The sequence below is a fragment of the Streptomyces sp. NPDC006476 genome, assembly GCF_040612015.1.
Taxonomy (GTDB): domain Bacteria; phylum Actinomycetota; class Actinomycetes; order Streptomycetales; family Streptomycetaceae; genus Streptomyces; species Streptomyces griseorubiginosus_B.
The window spans coordinates 1-20,369 of the sequence record NZ_JBEXPK010000007.1; the positions used below are offsets into that span (position 1 = coordinate 1).

A 20,369-nucleotide genomic window follows, 5' to 3' on the forward strand; every position below is an offset into this window, starting at 1 on the left:
GCACTGGCTGCACACCTACAATCACCACCGCGGACACACCGCACTGAAAGGGCAACCACCCGCCAGCCGCGTCCCCAACCTCACGGGTCAGTACACCTAGCCCGGCTCCTCCGTGATCTCCGTGAACTCCCTCCAAGGGAAGTCCCGTAGCGCATCGAGGTTTCTCAGTGCCATCGCCGCCGGTCCGTTCGGGCCCGTGGTCGGGGCGTCGCTCGCCGCCCACGCCTCCACGGCCACCCGCACCGCGGCACCGGCCACCGCTGCGGCGAACCGCAGGCGTGGAGACATACCGGAAGCTGTGCCCGGGGACGCACCAGAAGCTGTGCCCGGAGACGCACCAGAGGCCGTGCCAACGTTGTCCAAAGCGCCGAGCCTCCTCGCCAGCGCCTCCCCCAACCTGCCCTCCGAGTCCCGGCAGACCTCCGCCCAGACCTTCCCCAGGGCCGGGCTCGTGTCGGTGAGGCGGATGAGGGTGCGGACCAGTTCCCAGGAGGACGCGGAGACGCCGGCGCCCGGGGTGAAGGTGTGGCGGGCCGCGTGTTCGAGGGCCTCGGGGACGGAGAGGTGGGCGGGGGCCTCGGCGACCGCCTCCACCCAGCGGTGGGCGCCGGCCGCGTAGAGGGGGGCGACGGCCTCCTCCTTGGTGGCGAAGTACCGATAGAACGTGCGCGGCGCGACCCCGGCGGCCTGGGCGATGTCCTCGGCGCGGGTGGCACGCAGGCCCTGTCTCACGAACAGTCCGGCCGCCGCTCGGGCGATCTCCATCCTGGTGGCCGCCTTGCGCCGTTCGGTGAGGGTGGCGGGGGCCTGCGGGGAGGTTCCACGGGAGTTCGAGGTGGGGGTGGGGCTGCTCACACCGGCAGGCTATGCCGATGTGGCACAATCTGCCATCCGGCGGGCCACCCCGGGGTTCAGGTCCGGGGTGCCCCGCCTCCCAGCATGCCCGACGCCGCCGCCCGCACTCCAGCGGGCCCCCGCCTACGCTCACGCACCTCCCCCGCCCCGTCCGTCACCACCCGGGGCCCGAAAAGAGCCGGGCTCCGGCGCCCGGGGGGAGGGCGCCGGAGCCCGGCTTGGGAAGGTCCCGGCGCCGGGGGGTGTTGCGTCGGGACTTGGCTCTTGGGTCCGGTCCGAGCAGCCGCAGGAACGGCTCCGAAGACCGGCGGCTGCGCTGACCACTTACACCGATGACACTGACGGCTGAAGATTCACGGCTTACGACGCACGGCTACGCTGTCGAACTCCCGTGCCCTGAAGTCTTGTTCCCGCGAGCTGACCTGTTGAAGCGGTCTGACTCCGCCAGGTTTGCGCGGTCTTGAGCCACCCGGCGCACGCGGTCCGCGACCGTCGTACGCCGAGCGACCCCGTGCCGCACGGATCGCGCACGGAATCCCCGTGGCGGCCGCGGGCCCCGCCTCGGCCTACGCCGCCGCCTCGAAGCCCGTGTCGCGGGCCAGCTTCTTCAGTTCCAGAAGGGCGTGCTTCTCGATCTGCCGGATGCGCTCGCGGGTGAGACCGTGCTCCTTGCCGACCTCCGTCAGCGTGCGCTCGCGGCCGTCCTCGATGCCGTACCGCATCTTGATGATGGACGCCGTGCGCGGGTCCAGGCGGCCGATGAGGTCGTCCAGTTCCTCGCTGCGGAGCAGGGTCAGGACCGACTGCTCGGGGGAGACCGCCGAGGTGTCCTCGAGCAGGTCGCCGAACTGGGTCTCGCCCTCGTCGTCCACCGACATGTTCAGCGAGACCGGGTCACGGGCCCAGTCCAGGACGTCGGTGACGCGCTCCGGTGTCGAGCCGAGCTCGGCGGCGATCTCCGCCGGCTCAGGGTCGCGGCCGTTCTCCCGGTTGAACTCGCGCTGCACCCGGCGGATCCGGCCCAGCTCCTCCACCAGGTGGACGGGCAGCCGGATGGTGCGGGACTGATCGGCGATCGAGCGCGTGATGGCCTGGCGGATCCACCAGGTCGCGTACGTCGAGAACTTGAAGCCCTTGCGGTAGTCGAACTTCTCCACCGCGCGGACCAGACCAGCGTTGCCCTCCTGGATCAGGTCCAGCAGGGGCAGGCCGCTGCGGGGGTAGCGCCGCGCCACGGCCACGACCAGGCGGAGGTTGGAGCGGATGAAGATGTCCTTGGCCCGCTCTCCCTCGGCGACCAGGGCCTCGAGCTCCTCACGGGAGGCGTCGGCCTTGGACTCCTCGTACCCGTCGAGAACCTGTCGCGCGAACACACCCGCCTCGATGATCTGGGACAGCTCGACTTCCTTGGCGGCATCGAGCAGCGGTGTGCGCGCTATCTCGTCGAGGTACATGCCGACCAGGTCGCGGTCTGCGATCTCGCCGCCATGTGCGCGAACACTGCTTGCCGTGTCGGTCTCGCCGGTGGCGGACTGACGACGGGCGACGGCACGGGTTGCCATGCGTGCTCCCTTGCAATGGTGGGCTGGCGGGTGTTGGTCCTTCTCAGACGCCGGGCACTCGTCGTTGAGTACCGCTCAGCACCTTTGTCGGGTGCCCTGCATCTGACCGGAACAACGACTGGAAACCGGACAGAATTCCCAACCCGACCCTCCGATTTTCTGATCATGCAGTACCCTGTGCGGCCACACGAGGAGGCAGGATGCCGACGGAGCGTGGAGAGGTGCAGGTCAGGCCGGGAGTCGAGGCGGACCTCCAGGCCCTCACCGACCTCTACAACCACTACGTCCGTGAGACGTCCATCACATTCGATACCACCGTTTTCACTGCTCAGGAGCGCCGCCCGTGGCTGCTCTCCCACCCTGAAGACGGACCGCACCGCCTGAAGGTTGCCGCAGACGCGGACACACAGGAAATTCTGGGCTACGCCACCTCCAGTGCTTATCGCGCCAAGCCCGCCTACGAGACCTCGGTGGAGGTCACGGTCTACGTCGCCCCGCACGCGGGCCGGCGCGGCATCGGCACGCTGCTCTACAAGGCCCTGTTCGAGGACCTGGCGGGCGAGGACGTGCACCGCGCCTACGCGGGCATCGCGCAACCCAACGAAGCGTCCACGCGGCTGCATGAACGCTTCGGTTTCCGGTACGTCGGCACGTACCGCGAGGTGGGCCGGAAGTTCGGCCGCTACTGGGACGTGGCCTGGTACGAGAAGGAGCTGTAGTCCCCCAAGCCGTAGGACCCCAAGCCGCAGAGCCCGAAGCTGCAGTCCCAGAAGCCGCAGTCCGCGAAGCCGTAGCCCCGAAGGACCTCAGCCGAACTGCACCGACCGCTTCGCCATCCCCATCCAGAAGCCCTCGATCACCGACTTCTGCGCGTCCAGCTCGCCGCCGGCCTCCGCCGCGCCCATGGTGACGAACAGCGGGGCGAAGTGCTCGGTGCGCGGGTGGGCGTAGCGGCCGGCCGGGGCCTTGTCGAGGAAGTCCAGCAGGCTGTCCCAGTCGCGGTTCTCCAGCGCCCGGTGTCCCCAGTCGTCGAACTCCGAGGACCAGGTCGGCACACCGTTCCCGGCGTACCGCAGGGCGGCCAGGTTGTGGGTGAAGAAGCCGGAGCCGACGATCAGCACGCCCTCGTCGCGCAGCGGCGCCAGCTTGCGGCCGATCTCCATGAGCCGGACCGGGTCGAGGGTCGGCATGGAGATCTGCAGGACCGGGATGTCGGCGGCCGGGAACATCTCGACGAGCGGGACGTAGGCGCCGTGGTCGAGGCCGCGGTCGGGGATGTCCTGGACGGGCGTGCCGGGGGCGCGCAGCAGCTTGCGGACGGACTCGGCGAGTTCGGGGGCGCCCGGGGCCTCGTAGGTGACCTGGTAGTAGTGCTCGGGGAAGCCCCAGAAGTCGTAGACGAGCGGGACCGTGTGCACCGCGCCGAGGGCGAGGGGGGCCTCCTCCCAGTGGGCGGAGACCATCAGGATCGCCTTGGGGCGGGGCAGGTCGGCGGACCAGGCGGCGAGCTGGCCCGGCCAGACCGGGTCGTCCGCGAGCGGCGGGGCGCCGTGGCTCAGGTACAGGGCGGGCATGCGCTCCCGGGTGGCGGCGGACATGACGGCGACTCCCTGATGGTTGAAATCTAAAACTCTATGAACGAGGGTACGCCGGTTTTGTTTAATTTTCAAGGAGGAGTCTCGTACAGTAGATGCATGAATACGGCACCCGCATCCGCCAACGAGACCGAGACCCGCTGGCTCACCCCCGAGGAACAACGCATCTGGCGCTCCTATCTGCACGCCTCCACGCTCCTCGAGGACCATCTCGACCGCCAGCTCCAGCGCGACGCGGGCATGCCGCACATCTACTACGGCCTGCTGGTCGGCCTCGCCGAGGCCCCGCACAGCCGGCTGCGGATGACGGAGCTGGCGATGAAGGCGAAGATCACCCGCTCCCGGCTCTCGCACGCCATCGCGCGCCTGGAGAAGAACGGCTGGGTGCGCCGCGAGGACTGCCCCTCCGACAAGCGGGGCCAGTTCGCGGTGCTCACCCCGCAGGGCCGCGAGGTGCTCGACCGCACCGCGCCGGGCCATGTGACGGCCGTACGGCAGGCGGTGTTCGAGCGGCTGACCCCCGAACAGCAGCAGGCCCTCGGCGAGATCATGCAGATCGTCGCCGAGGGCCTGCAGCCCGACAAGGCGGGCGCGGACCTGCCCTGGCTCCGCTGAGCCGCTCACTCAGCGGGACCAGGGCAGATCCCGGGGCCGTACGCGGGGGGCGTCCCCTTCCTCCCGCGTACGGAGGTTTCCGAAGGGGTACGGCCGTACGGGGGCCGTCAGTGGGCGATCACCGGGACGGCCAGCTCGTCCTCGGCGCCCTCCTCGGAGCCGGTGACGGTGGTCGAGCCGGGGGTGCCGGTGTTGACCAGGGTCACCACGATCGCCGCGGCGAGCACCAGCATGCCGACGGCGAACCAGATGGCGTTGGTGTAGCCGTGCACCTGGCCCTGCAGGGCCACCAGCTGCTGCTGGGACTTGGAGCTCGCGCCGGCGATGTGGTCCTTGATGTACGACGTCGTCGCGGAGGCGGCGATGGTGTTCAGCAGGGCCGTACCGATCGCGCCGCCCACCTGCTGCGAGGTGTTGACCATCGCGGAGGCGACACCGGCGTCCCGGGGCTCGACACCGAGCGTGGCCAGGGACATGGCCGGCATGAACGCCGTACCCATGCCGAGACCGAGCAGCAGCATCGCGGGCAGGATCGTCGAGGCGTACGAGGAGCCGATCTCCAGCTGCGTCATCAGCAGCATGCCGACCGCGGCGACCAGGAAGCCGGGGCCCATCAGGGCACGGGGCGGGACCCGGGTCATCAGCCGGGTGCCGATCTGGGTGGAGCCGACCATCATGCCGGCGATCATCGGCAGGAAGGCGAAGCCCGTCTTGATCGGCGAGAAGCCCTTCACGACCTGCAGGTAGTAGGTCAGGAAGAGGAAGGTGCCGAACATCGCGATGATGGCGATGCCGAGCGAGAGGTAGATGCCGCCGCGGTTGCGGTCGGTGACCACGCGCAGGGGCAGCAGCGGGGCCTTGACGCGGGCCTCGGTGACCACGAAGGCCAGCAGCAGGACCGCGGAGGCGACGAACAGGCCGACCGTCATGGAGTCGCCCCAGCCGTCGGACTCGGCGCGGGTGAAGCCGTACACCAGCGCGACCAGGCCGAGGGTGGAGAGCAGGACGCCGGGGATGTCGAGCGGGTTGCGGTTGCGGCCGCCCTCCGGCTCACGGATGACGAAGTAGGCGCCGAGCGCGGCGACGATGGCGAAGGGGATGTTCACGAAGAACGTCCAGCGCCAGTCCAGGTACTCGGTCAGCACGCCGCCGAGGATGAAGCCGACGGCGCCGCCGCCACCGGCGATCGCGCCGTAGATGCCGAAGGCCTTGGCGCGCTCCTTGGCGTCCGTGAACATCACGGCGAGCAGGGAGAGCGCGGCGGGGGCGAGCATGGCGCCGAAGGCACCCTGGAGGGCACGGGCGCCGAACATCATGGCGCCGGTGGTGGCCGCCCCGCCGAGCGCGGAGGCGGCGGCGAAGCCGGTCAGGCCGATGACGAAGGCGCGCTTGCGGCCCCACAGGTCGGCTATGCGGCCGCCGAACAGCAGCAGGCCGCCGAAGGCGAGCGCGTAGGCCGTGACGACCCACTGGCGGTTGCCGTCGGAGATGCCCAGGTCCTGCTGGGCGGAGGGCAGCGCGATGTTCACGATGGTGGCGTCGAGGACGACCATCAGCTGGGCGAGCGCGATGAAGACGAGCGCCTTCCAGCGGTTGGAGTCGGGAGCACCGACGGTGCTTCCTGGAGCCTTTGAGGCTGTGTCAGACATGGGGGTACCCACTTCGGGACTTCGTGACGGAAATACGGAGACGAAGACTGACGGCCCGTCGTCGTCGACGGCCGCACTGCTCGGAGACTGGGACTGGTGTGGAGCGCTGAACTAATCGGTCAGGGCCGACGCAGATCCTCCAGGGTGGCGGCCGTGCCCGGCAGGACCGAGCGGGCCGGGGCCCGCAGTCCGTCCAGGAGCAGCTGAAGATGACGGTGGACGAAGCGGTCTCCGCTGAGGCAGTCCACGCCGGCCGGGGGCCGGCTGAGCTGGGCGACGGCGAGCATCAGTTCGCCGACGCCGACATCTGGGCGGAGCTGGCCGGCCTTCCTGGCGCGGTCCATGACCTCTCCGATGATCTGCTCGCACCGCTCACGCGCCGCTTCGAGATCGGGATGGTTCTTGTCGAAGGTGCTGGAGACCATCGGGCACAGCGCGCTGACCCGCTCGTCGGCTGACGCGTGCACGAATCGCTCCAGCGCCTCGAAGGCGTCCCCGGCCTCGGCGAGTGCCTGCTCGGCCGCCTCCGACGTCCGGTCCATGACGGAGCAGACGACCTCACGGACGAGCGCGTCGCGGTCGGGGAAGTTGCGGTACACCGTGGCGTTGCCGACGCCGGCCCGGCGGGCGATCTCGTCGAGCGGCACATCGGGGCCGTACTCGGTGAACATCTCGCGGGCGGCGCTGACGATCCGCTCCCGGTTGCGCACGGCGTCGGCGCGGGGCCTGGTCACCTTGCGCTGTGCGGGCTGCGCGGTCGTCGTGGCGGTCACGGCGTCCTCCTCGGTTCTGGGCCCGTCGACGGGCTCTTGAGTCAACGGGCGGTGCGATCCGGGGAAGGGCTCCCCGTTTCGCTCGGACGCATGGTTAAACGGGGAAGGTGTCCCCGGTTATTTCCCGCCCGCCGCCCCAATTCCTGTGACCTGAGTCACACCCACGTTTATGCGGGAAACCCCGTTCGGACTCCTCCAGCGAGCGCCCGCCCCGGCCCCGACCCAGGGTGATCGAAAGGGCGCAGCCCACCGCGACGGCTGCCATGGAGGAAGGGCCCGTGCATGCCGCTCAGCCGTCGGATACGCCCGCGCACGGTGGCTGCCCTCGCGTCCGTGACCGCGCTGATCCTGGCCCTCGGCACCTCAGCCGGCACCCGCCACCCCGGCACCGGCACCAGGGCGGCCGGGGCGGGGCCGAGCACGATGGCCCGGAGCGCCGCCCTCGCCCCGTGCATGATCACCGGCAACCGGACCGTCCAGATGTCCGAGGGCGTGCCGACCACGACGGGCTACTCCCGCTCCACCGGGACCGTGCACGCCCTGACGCTGATGATCGACTTCCCGGACGCGCCGGGCCCGGGCGACGCCCTCGACCGCTTCCGCGAGTTCTTCCCCCGGACCCGCGAGTGGTTCCGCACCGCCTCCTACGGCCGGCTCGACTACCACCCCGAGACCCCGATCCCGCACTGGCTGCGCATGCCGAAGCCGTTCAAGGCGTACGGCATAGAGCGCGGCGCCCCCTTCGACCCCGGCTACCGGGAGCTGGTCCAGGACATCGTCGGCGCGGCCGATCCTCAGGTGGACTTCCGCTCGTACGACTTCCTGAACGTGCTGGTGACCCCGAACGCGGGGCCCTCGGCGCTGGACACCGTGCTGTCGGTGACCTTCGCGGGCAACGCGGACGCGCCCGTGGCCGACGGTGTGCCGGTGGCCAACGCGTCCTTCGTGTACTCCCGGCAGGACGACGGCTCGGGCTCCTACGCGCAGACCGGCTACCGCGTCCTGCCCCACGAGAACGGGCATGTCTTCGGGCTGCCCGACCTGTACACGCAGGAGGGCGGGGGCGCGGTCGGCCACTGGGACATCATGAGCGAGGACTGGGGGGCCGACAACGACCTGCTGGGCTGGCACAAGTGGAAGCTCGGCTGGCTGGACCCGTCCCAGGTCAGCTGTGCGGCGACGCGGGGCACCACCGAGTACACGCTGACCCCGCTGGCCCGCGCGGGCGGCCCGAAGCTGGTGTTCGTGCCGGTCAGCGGCCGCTCCGGGTACGCGCTGGAGCTGCGCACCCGTGAGGGCGACGACGAGGCGGTGTGCCGGGCGGGCGTCCTCGTCTACCGGGTCGACGCGGACGTGGACACCGGGATGGGACCGGTGACGGTGTACGACGCCCACCGCAACAGCGGCGGCTGCACACGCAGTCCCAACGTGAACGCGGAACTCTCGGACGCGCCCTTCACCCCGGGCGAGGTGTTCCGGGATCCGAGACGGGGGATCCGGATCGCGGTGGCGGGGGTGGACGGAACAGGCGCGTACCGGGTGCTGGTCACTCGGCGGTGAGGGGGCGGGGCGTCTTGGGGGCTGGGCAGCCGGCGGGGGGCGGAGGGTCTTGGGGGCTGGGCAGCCGGCGGTGGGCGGGGCGTCTTGGGCGCTAGTTGGCCAGCGGTGAGCAGGGCGTAACACCCTGGGCCCTGGCCACCCGGCGGCGAGCAGGGCGGAACACCCGGGAGCCCGGCCACCCGGCGGTGAGCCGGCGGCGGTCGCATTACGGTAGGGCTGCCCTGATCGCCGTACCGGAGAAGCGATGCCCGCGAACCCCGAGCCCGACGCCGTCGCCTCGTCCGCCGTACCGGCCGAGGCGGTCACGCCGCTGATCCGCGGGGTCGCCGTGCTGCACCGGCTGACGGAGGCGGGCGGCACGCTGAGCCTGAGCGCGCTGGAGCGGGCGACGGGCCTGGCCCGCTCCACGGTCGACCGGGTCACCGCGACGCTGGCCCGCATGGGGTACGTCCGTCTCGACGGCCGTGACGTCTTCCTCACCCCCCGGCTGATGGAACTGGGCAACGCCTATCTCGCCGCCCTGCGTCTGCCCGCGCTGCTGGACGCGCGCGCGGACGCCCTCGCCGACGAGCTGGACGAGTCGGTGTCCCTGGCCGTCGCCGACCGCGACGGCATCCGCTTCATCCACCAGGCCACCCGGCGCCGGGCGATGTCCCTCAGCTTCCGCATCGGCGACCTCCTCCCGGCCGAACGCACGGCACCGGGCCCGCTGTTCGCCACGGAGTGGACCGAACCCGACTGGCAGGCATGGCGAAAACGCCGGACGGCGGACCCGCAGGACAGGAGCTTCCCGGCGGTCCCGCCGCGGGAAGGACCAGGCGGGGAGCGGGAGTCGGAGACGCGAGGACCGGACATCGCGGAGTCCGCCCGTCCTGCGCCTGCCGGCAGAGGCGCCGACGCGCGGTCGAAGGCGGGCGATCGGGGGACCGAGCGCCCCGCCCAGACAGCCGAAACCGACCACAAGGACGCCGAGCGGCGAGCCCAGCCCCACGCCCGTGCTCGCCGCACCCGAGATTCCCGTGAACCCGACCCCCACTCCGCCCCGGACTTCGAGCGGCGGGTGACGGCGGCCGCGGAGGACGGGTGGGCCTTGGACGATCAGTTGATCGAGCCGGGGCTCGTCGCGGTGTCCGTGCCGGTGCGGGATCCGCGGACCGGGCGCATCGTCTGCGCGGCCAGCGTCGTCAGTCACACCAGCCGGCACACCGCGGCCGACCTGCGCGACACCCTGCTGCCCCGACTGCGTACGGCGGTACGGGCCATGGAGGACGATCTACGCGCGGCACCGCCGCACAAGGGCGAGGCGTCGCCGTCCGGTCTCGCCACCTGGACCGGCGCGTCGAAGCAGGAGCTGGGCCGGGAGTTCGTCGAGTCGCTGGCCCGCGGACTGACGGTGCTGACGGCCTTCGGCGAGGGACGGTCCGCCCTGACGCTCACCGAGGTCGCCCAGGCGACGGGCCTGGCCCGGGCGACCGCGCGCCGGGCGCTCATCACGTACGAGCACCTGGGCCTCGTCCGCGCGACGGACCGCAACTTCGAGCTGACGCCCCGCGTGCTGGGCCTGGGCTTCCCGCCGCTGTCCCGTACGACCCTGCCCGAGATCGCCGGCCCGCGCATGGCCGAACTCGCCGCCCGCGTCCACGAGTCGACCTCGCTGTCCGTGCTCTCCGGCACCGACATCCAGTACACGGCCCGCGTCGCCACCCGCCGCGTCATGAGCGTCAACCTCGCGGTCGGGACGCGGCTGCCGGCATACGCGACCTCGATGGGCCGGGTACTGCTGGCGGACCTGCCGGAGCCGGACCGTACGCTCGGCGCGCTGCGTCCTCTCACCTCGCACACGGTCACGGACCCCGCCGCCCTGGCCGCCGTCCTGGACGAGGTCAGGGCCGCCGGCTACGCCCTGGTCGACGAGGAGCTGGAGGAAGGGCTGCGCTCCATCGCCGTCCCGGTCCGCGACCGCACCGGCCGCGCCGTCGCCGCCCTGAACGTCGCCATGCACGCCGCGCGCCACTCGGTCGAGGAGTGCGTACGGGATATCCTCCCCGAACTGCGCCGCACCGCGGCCCTCGTCGAGGCCGACCTCCACGTGGCGGGCCGCTTCACCCGGATCCCGGTGTCCTGACCGGCGTCCCGACCGGTGTCCCAGCCGGTGTTACGACCGGTGTTACGACCGGGTCTCTTCAACTCTTTTCCAATCCCTTGTCGAAAGTCCCCCGCAGGCCATAGCCTTGCGCCGCGCCGGTGCTGGTGTCGGGACCGACCCGGCTCCGGGCCGCCTGGGAAGGGATGGGGACGACGTCAGTGAAGACGCCAGTGAAGCGCACCTCGCGTGACATCCGTACCGCGAACCGGTACGAGGTGTTGCGCCAGATCATCGCGGAGTCCCCCACCTCCCGCCAGGAGCTTGCGGCCGCCACCGGACTGAGCCTGGCCACGGTCGCCACCCTCGTCGGCGAACTCCTCGACCTGCGGATGATCACCGAGGTCGGTTTCGAGGACTCGGCGGGCGGCCGCCCCCGGGGCCTGGTCGCCGTCAACGCGTCGGGGGGCGCGTTGATCGGTGTCGACATCGCGGAGACGTACGTCCGCGTCGAGCTGTTCGACCTGGGCCTGAACGTCCTCGCCCGCGCCATCGAGGAGATGCGCCCCGGCGAGAACCAGCCCGAGCAGGTGGTCGCTCATGCCGCCGCGGCCGTCGGCTCGGTGGTCATGCAGGCCGGCGTGGAGGGCGCCCGGGTGCTCGGCGTCGGGGTGAGCGTCCCCGGCCAGGTCGACCGCGCCACCGGCGTCTCCGAGTACGCGCCCAACTGGGACTGGCACGACGTGCCGCTGCTGGACCTGCTCACCGAGCACATCGCCTACCCGCTGTACCTGGACAACCCGCTGCGCGCCTGCGCGGTCGCGGAGTTGTGGTTCGGGGCGGCCCGGGGCCGCACGGACGCCGTGGTGGTCAACCTCGGCACCGGTGTCGGCGCCGGACTGGTCCTGGACGGGCGGCTGCACCGGGGCGTGAGCAACAGCGCCGGCGAGTGGGGCCACAACACGATCGTGCTGGACGGACGCCTGTGTCACTGCGGCAACCACGGCTGCGTGGAGACGTACGTCGGCGCCCCCGGCATCATGCTGAACCTGCGTGAACTCAGCCCCGACAGCACGCTGCTGCACCCCGAGGACCAGACCGCCACCATCGACGCGCTCTCCCGCGGGGTCGTCGCGAACAACCCGGTGGCGGTCAAGGTGGTCCGGGACACGGCCCGTTACCTCGGCGCCGGCATCGCCGACCTCGTGAACCTGATCAACCCCGAAGTGGTCGTGCTCAGCAGCTGGGTCGCCAAGACGCTGGGCGAGCCCCTGCTGGACGAGGTGCGCGCAGCCGTCGCCCGGCACGCCCTGAAGCGGCCCATGGCCGCCACCGAGATCGTCCTCTCCCCCATTCCCACCGACCCGGTGTGCCTGGGCGCGGCCACGTTCGCGCTCGAGGGGGCACTGCAGTCCGTGGGGCAGAGGGCCACCGTAAAGCGCACCATCCCCGCAAGGAGCCGTACCGCACCACCTTCATGACGACGGAAGGGATGCACGTGTCTCACCCCCACCGCAGTAGACCGGTCCTGTTCGCGGCCGCGGCCGCGCTGGCCGTCGCGGGACCCCTGATATCCGCCCCGACCGCCTCGGCCGCCACCCCCACGGCGGCCGAGGTCTCCCCCCACGCCGCCCAGACGATCGACGACATCGGGGCCTCCGGCGCCTGGTGGGTCAACGACCTGCAGCACTTCAAGCCCGAGGTGCAGGCCCAGGTGGCCCGACTGCTCTTCTCCCAGCAGGGGTTGGCCCTGAGCTCGTACCGCTACAACATCGGCGGTGGCGGGGTCGCGGTCACCACCCCGGCCCGCGTCGCCGAGGACTTCCTGAATCCCGACGGCTCCTACGACTGGAGCAGGGACAAGGGCGGCCGGACCTTCCTCAAGTACGCCGCGAAATACGGCGTCAAGGACCTGATCGGCTTCGTCAACAGCGCGCCTGCGCAATGGACCACCAACGGGCAGAGCTGCGGCGGCCAGTTGAAGCCGGAGAACGAGGGCGACTACGCCAGGTACGTCGCCGACGTGACCCGGCACTTCGCCCGGCAGGGCGTGAAGCTGGACTACATCAGCCCCTTCAACGAGCCGGACAACGACTTCGGTTCGTGCGGCCAGGAGGGCATGAAGGTCACCGTCGACCAACGCGACGACATCGTGCGGGCGTTGGGCGCCGAGCAGAAGGCCCGCAAGCAGAAGACCTCGATCATCGCCGACGAGTCCAGCCAGACCACCCAGTTCGTCTCCGAGCTCCCGCAGTGGATCTCACAGCCGGGCACCGCCCAGTACGTGTCCGCGCTCGCGCACCACACGTACAACAACCCCAATGACGGGCAACTCGCCAACGTCTACGAGACGTCGAGGACCGTCGGCCAGAAGTCCTGGGCCACGGAGATCTGCTGCTTCGGCAAGGGCTCCACGGGCTGGAACCAGGAGTACGACCCGTCCATCGACAACGCCCTGCTGATGTCGAGGATCATCTACAAGGACTTCGCGAGCGCCCACGACTCGGCCTTCCAGTGGTGGGTGGCGCTGGCCAGCGGCTACGGCAGCTCCCCCACCGAGAAGAACGACGTCGGCTGGAACGACGGCCTGATCTACTACGACCCCGACTACGCGACGAACGGCAACCAGAGCCTGTACTTCACCAAGCGCTACTACGCGCTCGGCCAGTACAGCAAGTTCGTCCGCCCGGGCTCGGTCGCGCACAACGTGACCGGGGCGCCGGACGGCGTCGAGGTCTCCTCCTACGACTCCGGCGGCAAGTGGGTGGTCGTGGTCAACAACCACAACGCCACCGACACCCCGCTGAGTCTGCACTTCAACAGCAAGGCGCCGGTACGGGCCGCACAGGCCGTACGGACGTCGGCCACCGAGGACTGGGCGAAGGTCGCCAGGCCCTCGGTGAGCGGTGGCACGGTGTCGGCCACGCTCGCCGCCCGCTCGGTCACGACGTACGTCTTCGACCAGAAGGGCCGCGGCGCTACGGCGGTCACGGGCGCGCTGGCGGGCAAGCAGTCCGGCAAGTGCCTGACCGCGAGCGCCTCGGGAGCCGCCATCGGCACCTGCACCGGCACCACCGAGCAGTCGTGGTCGTACGACGCCAAGGGCGGCCTGAAGGGCGCGAACGGGTATCTGACGGCCGGGAGTGCGGGCCTGACGACCAGTGCCGACTTCACCGGTGACGCGAGCCAGCGCTGGCTGCTCAACGCCAACGGACAGATCCTCAGCGAGGCGTCCGGCAAGTGCCTCGACGTCAGCGGACAGGCGACCGCCGACGGCAGCAAGGTGATCCTCTACAGCTGCAACGGCGGCACGAACGAGGCCTGGAACAGGGCCTGACCAGGATCCGACCCGGATCCACCAGGGTCCGCCCCCCCACTGACCGAGGGCCGCCGGCCACCTGACCCCGGCGGCCCTCAACCCCCTTGCACCACACCCCCGTTCGGGATCCCGAACCGCGTACAACGTTTCGCGCAGACTTCGTCCAACCCCTTGCCTAAGGCCTTCGCGAACGCTTAGCTTCCCGCACTGCAATCCCTTTGAGCCATCTGGCGCTGAGCGACAGAGCCGCAGCCGCAACAGAGACAAGGACGTCAGCATGTCGGCAACGAGCAACAGCAACTGGTCCCGTCGATCGATCTTCCGGGCCGCCGCGGGCATGGCCGCAGCCGGCACCCTCGCCGCGTGCGGCAGCAACAACGGCCGCGGTGGATCCGGCGGGTCCGGTTCCGGCAAGCACCTGGTCCAGTACTTCCACGCCTACGGCGAGGCGGGTACGGAGCAGGCCCTCAAGCGGTACGCGGCCGCGTACAAGAAGGCCGACGTCAGCACCAGCTGGATCACGGGCAACAACTTCGAATCCGCGCTCTTCGCGACCCTGCTCAGCAGCAAGGCGCCCGACGTCTTCGAGTTCCACCCGCAGCTGCAGCTCGTCAAGAGCGGCCAGGTGGCGGACCTCAGCGACCTCATCGACCCGGTGAAGGACGACTTCAACCCGAACGACATCAAGTCCCACACGGTCGACGGGAAGATCTACGGGATCCGGATGATCGACGACCCGCAGTTCTTCTACTACCGCAAGTCGATGCTGGAGAAGGCCAAGGTCGACGTCCCGACCACCCTCGACGAGCTGATCGAGGCCGCCGCGAAGCTCACCACCGGCAAGGTCAAGGGCCTCTTCCTCGGCAACGACTTCACCGCGATCCAGAACAACCTGATCTGGTCGGCCGGTGCCGACACCCTCGACGCGAAGAACCAGATCGCCTACCACACGCCGGGCGTCATCGAAGGCCTGAAGAAGCTGCGGACCCTGTTCACCAGCGGTCATGTGCTGCTGGACGCTCCGACCGACTTCTGGGACCCCTCCTCGCTCGACCAGGGCCTGTGCGCCATCCAGTGGGGCGGCATGTGGTCCATGCCGGCCATGCAGAAGGCCCTCGGCGACGACCTCGGCGTCTTCCCCTTCCCGAAGATCGGCAGCGCCGGCAAGCAGTCCGTCTACAACGGCGGCTGGTCGATCTTCGTCAACGCCAAGGGCAAGAACGTCGACGCGGCCAAGGAGTACGTGAAGTGGCTGTGGATCGACCAGAAGCAGTACCAGGAGGACTGGGCCACCTCGTACGGCTTCCACATCCCGCCGCGCACCTCGATAGCCAACCAGGCCACCAAGCTCAAGTCCGGCCTGCCGGCTGAGGGCGTCAAGCTCTTCACGGACTACGGCCACTTCGACAACATCGGCTGGGACCAGACGATGATCACCGCCTTCAACGACGTGCTCGCGTCCTCCGTCCGCAAGAACGGCGACCCCGAAGCCGCGCTCGACGCCTGCGACAAGAAGGTCAACGTCGAGCTCAAGAAGCTGTTCGGATAAGCCGCCGGGAACCCCACGACATGTCGACCACCACCACACGCGGGGTCGCCCAGCCCGCCCCGGCCAAGGCCTCCCAGGCCCGGCCGCGGCGGGGCCTGCGGGGCAACCCGACGTTCAACTTCTGGCTTTTCACCGGGCCGTTCCTCATCGGCCTGGTGATCTTCGTCTTCGTGCCGATCGTCTGGAGCATCTGGCTCAGCTTCTTCGACGCCCGGTACACGGTCACGCCGAGCCACTTCATCGGCTTCGACAACTACAAGCAGATCCTGACCAACAGCAACTTCCCCAGCTCGCTGGTGACGTTCACCGTCTTCGCCGCGTTCATCGTGCCGACCACCTGGGCACTGTCGCTGGGGCTCGCGCTGCTGGTGAACCGGCTGACCTTCATGCGGGCGTTCTTCCGGTCGGTGTTCTTCCTGCCGACCGCCGTCTCGTACGTGGCCGCCGCCCTGATCTGGAAGATGTCCATCTTCAACGGCGTCCGCTTCGGCCTGGCGAACACCGTCATGAGCTGGTTCGGCGTCGACAACACCGCCTGGATCTCCAACCCTAGCCCGCCCTGGTACTGGCTGGTCATCGTGACCCTGCGCCTGTGGATCCAGGCCGGTTTCTACATGATCCTGTTCCTGGCGGCGCTGCAGAACATCCCGCCGGAGCTGTACGAGGCCGCCGCCATCGACGGCGCCAAGCGGGGCTGGCAGACCTTCCGGTACATCACGCTGCCCCAGCTGCGGGCCACCTCGACCGCGGTGATCCTGCTGCTGCTGATCGCCGCGTACCAGGCGTTCGACGAGTTCTTCAACATCATCGGCACCAAGGCGACCTGGGCACAGACACCGTTGATGGAGCTGTACAAAACGGCCCTCGGCACCGACCAGGACTACGGCGCCGGCAGCGCGGGCGCGGTCATCCTGTCCCTGCTGATCTGTATCGTCACGCTGGCCCAGGGCAAGATCATGGGCTTCGGAGGAGGGGAGGACAAGTGACCGTCACCGCACCGCACGCCGACAAGGACCGCAAGAAGCGCGGAGGGGTCCTCGGCAACACCGGCCTGTACATCGCCGTCACCGTCGCCGCTTTCCTCTTCCTGATCCCCTTCTACCTGATCCTCCGCAACGCGCTCTCCACCGACCCGGAGATCACGGGCGAGAACTGGAAGCTGCTGCCCTCCTTCCAGTGGGGCAACATCTCCGAGCTCTTCGACGACCCGACCGTCGAGTTCGCCCACTCCATGTGGAACTCCACGGTGATCGCCGTCCTGAGCACCGTGGGCACCCTGCTGTTCTGCTCCATGGCGGGATACGGCCTGGCCCGCATCCCTTACAAGCACGCCAACAAGGTCTTCTACGTCGTTCTGGCGACCCTGATGGTCCCCACGGCCGTCACCTTCGTGCCCAGCTTCGTGCTGGTGTCCTCCCTCGGCTGGATCGACACCTACCGGGGCATGATCATCCCGGGGCTGTTCAGTGGTTTCACCTGCTTCCTTTTCCGGCAGTACTTCCTGGGATTCCCCAAGGAGCTGGAGGAGGCGGCGCGCGTGGACGGGCTCGGCTACTGGGGCGCGTACTGGCGGATCGTCGTACCCAACTCGCTGAACTTCTTCGCGGCCATCGCCACGATCACGTTCATCAGCGGCTGGAACGCCTTCCTGTGGCCGCTGGTCATCGGCCAGGACCCGAGCGCCTGGACCGTGCAGGTCGCGCTCTCCTCCTTCATGACCAACCAGACCGTGAACTTCCATCTGATCTTCATGGCAGCCGCCATTTCCATCCTGCCCCTGGTGTTCGTGTTCCTCTTCCTCCAGCGCTGGCTGGTCCAGGGGATCGCGCAGACGGGCATCAAGGGCTGACGCCTTTCTCACCATGACCTGGAGACCGATGACTTCCCGCACCACGGCCACCGACTACGTAGAGGACGTCTCCCCGGGCAGCGGGGCGCTCCCGCCCCGCGCCTGGTATGCGACCTCCGACGCGAAGTCGCTTTCCCTGAACGGCAGCTGGCGGCTGCGTGTGTCGCCGACCGCCGACGCCGAGGACGACTCGTTCGCCGAGCCCGGATTCGACGCCGGGGACTGGGCCGAGGTCACGGTCCCGGGTCACTGGGTGCTCCAGGGCGACGGCGCCTTCGGCCTGCCCATCTACACCAACCACCTCTACCCCTTCCCGGTCGACCCGCCGCACGTGCCGACGGAGAACCCGACCGGCGACCACATCCGCGTCTTCGACCTGCCCGCGGACTGGCCCGCGGACGGCGGCGCGGTGATCCGCTTCGACGGCGTGGAGTCCTGCGCCCGCGTCTGGCTCAACGGCACGGACATCGGCGAGTTCAAGGGCTCCCGGCTGCCGCACGAGTTCGCGGTCGGCCACCTGCTGAAGCCGGCCGGCAACGTCCTGGCCGTCCGCGTCCACCAGTGGTCGGCCGGTTCCTACCTGGAGGACCAGGACCAGTGGTGGCTGCCGGGCATCTTCCGTGACGTGACGCTGCTGCACCGCCCGGCCGGCAGCGCGCTCGACTTCTTCGTGCACGCCTCCTACGACCACCTCACGGGCGAGGGCACCCTGCGCGTCGACTCCGACGTCGAGGGGCGGGTGCTCGTGCCCGCCCTGGACATCGATGTCGAGACGGGGACGACGGTCACGGTGCCGGTCCAGCCGTGGTCGGCCGAGGTGCCGAAGCTGTACGACGGCGAACTGGTCACCGAGGGCGAGCGGGTGCCGCTGCGCATCGGCTTCCGCACGGTGGAGCTGTCCGACGGCCTGATCAAGGTCAACGGGACGGCGGTCCTGTTCAAGGGCGTCAACCGCCATGAATGGCATCCGGAGCAGGGCCGCGCCCTCGACCTGGAGACCATGCGGGAGGACGTGCTGCTGATGAAGCGGCACAACCTCAACGCCGTGCGCACCTCCCACTATCCGCCGCACCCCGCCTTCCTCGACCTGTGCGACGAGTACGGCCTGTGGGTGATCGACGAGTGCGACCTGGAGACCCACGGCTTCACCGAGCAGGCCTGGCGCGACAACCCCGTCGACGAGGACCGCTGGACCCCGGCCCTGCTCGACCGGGCCGCCCGCATGGTCGAGCGCGACAAGAACCACCCGTCGGTGGTGATCTGGTCGCTGGGCAACGAGGCCGGCACCGGCCGCGGGCTGACCGCGATGGCCGAGTGGATCCACGACCGCGACGCCTCGCGCCTGGTGCACTACGAGGGCGACTGGAACTGCCGCGACACGGACGTCTACTCACGGATGTACGCCGGTCACGCCGAGGTGGAGACCATCGGCAAGGAGCTGGACGGCGGCACCCACAAGCGCCGCGAACTCCCCTTCATCCTCTGCGAGTACGGCCACGCCATGGGCAACGGTCCCGGTGGCATCGCCGACTACCAGCGCCTGTTCGAGACGTACGAGCGGCTCCAGGGCGGCTTCATCTGGGAGTGGATCGACCACGGCGTCACCCACCCCGAGCTGGGTTACGCCTACGGCGGCGACTTCGGCGAGGAGCTGCACGACGGCAACTTCGTCTGCGACGGCCTGGTCTTCCCGGACCGGCGGCCCTCTCCCGGCCTTCTGGAGTTCAAGAAGGTCATCGAGCCGGTCTCCCTCGAGGCCGCCGATGGCACCGTACGGGTCACGAACAAGCAGGACTTCGCCGACCTGTCGGCGTTCGCCTTCGAGTGGTCGTACCAAGTGGACGGCGAGAGCGTCGAGTCGGGCTCCCTGGCGGTGCCCGCGCTCGCCCCGGGCGAGTCGGCGGACGTCAAGCTGCCCGAACCGCCGGCCGACCACGGACGCGGCGAATCACAGTGGACGGTACGGGCGCTGCTGGCAGCGGACACCGCTTGGGCGCCGCGGGGCCATGAGGTCGCCTGGGGCCAAGTCCCGGTGTCTGCACGGCCGTTGCAGGCTGTCCCGGCCACCGACGGCCCCGTGCTCGGCGACCGCGTGATCACTCTGGGCCCGGCCTCCTTCGACGCCCGCACGGGCGCGCTCAGGAGCATCGGTGACGTGCCGGTGACCGGCCTGCGGCTGGATGTGTGGCGGGCGACCACCGACAACGACGAGGGCGCCGGGTGGGAAGACGGCATCCGGTACGCGGAGCTGTGGCGCAAGTATGGCCTGCACCGCATGCGCCACCGCATCGACTCCGTGGAGGCGACCGACGACGCGCTGACCGTCCGCACCCGGGTGGCGCCGGCCGCCTGGGAGTTCGGCCTGGCGACCGTCTACCGCTGGACGTCCGACGGCAACCGGCTGCGGCTGACAGTGTCCGTGGGCCCGCAGGGCGAGTGGCCGGTGCCGCTGCCGCGGCTGGGCGTACGGTTCGGACTCGGCGCGGCGGACACGGTGAGGTGGTTCGGCGGCGGCCCCGGTGAGGGCTACCCCGACACCAAGTCGGCGTCCCGCATCGCCCGTTACGAGTCCACGGTCGACGACCTCCAGACCCCCTACCTCCGCCCCCAGGAGAACGGCGCCCGCCCCGACGTCCGTTGGGCGGAACTCGGCGGCCTGCGGATCGAGGGCGACCCGGAGTTCCACCTCACGGCCCGCCGCTGGACGACGGAACAACTGGACGCCGCCACCCACCGCACCGACCTCACCCCGGGCGACACGGTATGGGTCAACCTCGACCACGCCCACCACGGCATCGGCACGGCGTCCTGCGGACCGGGCGTGCTGCCGCAGTACCGGCTGGGGGCGGGACCGGCGGAATTCTCGTTCGTGTTCTCGCCGACGGGCTGAACCGAGGCGTACTCGACCGGCTGACCGACCCGCCCCGCCGCCGACCGCGGCGGGGCGGCGGTGGTCCACG

15 protein-coding genes and 1 pseudogene are annotated in these 20,369 nt (G+C 70.0%); 11 read left to right on the forward strand and 5 right to left on the reverse strand.

Annotated elements, in window-relative coordinates:
• Positions 1-100, forward strand: a pseudogene (locus tag ABZZ74_RS09655) (IS481 family transposase); the annotation flags it as partial.
• Here the strand turns inward: ABZZ74_RS09655 and ABZZ74_RS09660 are convergent.
• The gene (locus tag ABZZ74_RS09660) at positions 97-765 is read right to left on the reverse strand and encodes a TetR family transcriptional regulator (protein WP_356763291.1); all 669 of its coding nucleotides are present in this window, start codon (positions 763-765) and stop codon (positions 97-99) included. The pseudogene ABZZ74_RS09655 and the gene ABZZ74_RS09660 overlap by 4 nt on opposite strands.
• 656 nt (positions 766-1,421) lie before the next feature.
• Positions 1,422-2,417, reverse strand: coding sequence for a sigma-70 family RNA polymerase sigma factor (locus ABZZ74_RS09665; protein WP_356762884.1), 996 nt, complete (start codon positions 2,415-2,417; stop codon positions 1,422-1,424).
• 200 nt (positions 2,418-2,617) lie between these two features.
• On the opposite strand from ABZZ74_RS09665, the gene ABZZ74_RS09670 reads away from it, so the two are divergent.
• On the forward strand, positions 2,618-3,136 hold the full coding sequence (locus ABZZ74_RS09670) for an N-acetyltransferase family protein (RefSeq protein ID WP_356762886.1): 519 nt from the start codon (positions 2,618-2,620) through the stop codon (positions 3,134-3,136).
• Positions 3,137-3,223: 87 nt separating this feature from the next.
• On the opposite strand, the gene ABZZ74_RS09675 is transcribed toward ABZZ74_RS09670, so the two are convergent.
• Positions 3,224-4,015, reverse strand: coding sequence for a class III extradiol ring-cleavage dioxygenase (locus tag ABZZ74_RS09675; RefSeq protein WP_356762888.1), 792 nt, complete (start codon positions 4,013-4,015; stop codon positions 3,224-3,226).
• A 96-nt stretch (positions 4,016-4,111) separates the two neighbouring features.
• Here ABZZ74_RS09675 and ABZZ74_RS09680 point away from each other — a divergent pair, with 96 nt between their 5' ends.
• Entirely contained in the window at positions 4,112-4,627 is a 516-nt protein-coding gene (locus ABZZ74_RS09680) for a MarR family transcriptional regulator (protein ID WP_356762890.1), read from the forward strand.
• A 107-nt stretch (positions 4,628-4,734) separates the two neighbouring features.
• Here the strand turns inward: ABZZ74_RS09680 and ABZZ74_RS09685 are convergent, their stop codons facing one another.
• The gene (locus ABZZ74_RS09685) at positions 4,735-6,276 is read right to left on the reverse strand and encodes an MFS transporter (protein ID WP_356762893.1); all 1,542 of its coding nucleotides are present in this window, start codon (positions 6,274-6,276) and stop codon (positions 4,735-4,737) included.
• Positions 6,277-6,395: 119 nt separating this feature from the next.
• On the reverse strand, positions 6,396-7,049 hold the full coding sequence (locus tag ABZZ74_RS09690; protein WP_356762895.1) for a helix-turn-helix domain-containing protein: 654 nt from the start codon (positions 7,047-7,049) through the stop codon (positions 6,396-6,398).
• 282 nt (positions 7,050-7,331) lie between these two features.
• Between ABZZ74_RS09690 and ABZZ74_RS09695 the strand changes: the two genes are divergently transcribed.
• From ABZZ74_RS09695 to ABZZ74_RS09730, 8 genes are all read left to right on the forward strand, one after another.
• Positions 7,332-8,609: a M6 family metalloprotease domain-containing protein gene (locus ABZZ74_RS09695; protein WP_356762897.1), complete on the forward strand. Its 1,278-nt coding sequence runs from the start codon at positions 7,332-7,334 to the stop codon at positions 8,607-8,609.
• A 244-nt stretch (positions 8,610-8,853) separates the two neighbouring features.
• Positions 8,854-10,734, forward strand: coding sequence for an IclR family transcriptional regulator C-terminal domain-containing protein (locus ABZZ74_RS09700; protein WP_356762899.1), 1,881 nt, complete (start codon positions 8,854-8,856; stop codon positions 10,732-10,734).
• 191 nt (positions 10,735-10,925) lie between these two features.
• On the forward strand, positions 10,926-12,173 hold the full coding sequence (locus ABZZ74_RS09705; protein WP_356763293.1) for an ROK family transcriptional regulator: 1,248 nt from the start codon (positions 10,926-10,928) through the stop codon (positions 12,171-12,173).
• Positions 12,174-12,184: 11 nt separating this feature from the next.
• Positions 12,185-14,029 carry a glycoside hydrolase gene (locus tag ABZZ74_RS09710; protein ID WP_356762901.1) on the forward strand — a complete coding sequence of 615 codons (1,845 nt, stop codon included), beginning with the start codon at positions 12,185-12,187 and terminating at the stop codon, positions 14,027-14,029.
• Between the two features lie 259 nt (positions 14,030-14,288).
• Positions 14,289-15,560, forward strand: a complete 1,272-nt coding sequence (locus ABZZ74_RS09715) for a sugar ABC transporter substrate-binding protein (protein ID WP_356762903.1) — start codon at positions 14,289-14,291, stop codon at positions 15,558-15,560.
• 20 nt (positions 15,561-15,580) lie between these two features.
• A complete protein-coding gene (locus tag ABZZ74_RS09720; protein ID WP_356762905.1) occupies positions 15,581-16,546 on the forward strand; it encodes a sugar ABC transporter permease in 966 nt (321 codons plus the stop codon).
• Positions 16,543-17,409: a carbohydrate ABC transporter permease gene (locus ABZZ74_RS09725; RefSeq protein WP_356762907.1), complete on the forward strand. Its 867-nt coding sequence runs from the start codon at positions 16,543-16,545 to the stop codon at positions 17,407-17,409. Before ABZZ74_RS09720 ends, ABZZ74_RS09725 begins: the two co-directional genes overlap by 4 nt.
• A 28-nt stretch (positions 17,410-17,437) precedes the next feature.
• On the forward strand, positions 17,438-20,299 hold the full coding sequence (locus tag ABZZ74_RS09730) for a glycoside hydrolase family 2 TIM barrel-domain containing protein (protein ID WP_356762909.1): 2,862 nt from the start codon (positions 17,438-17,440) through the stop codon (positions 20,297-20,299).
• The last annotated feature ends 70 nt before the right edge of the window (positions 20,300-20,369 follow it).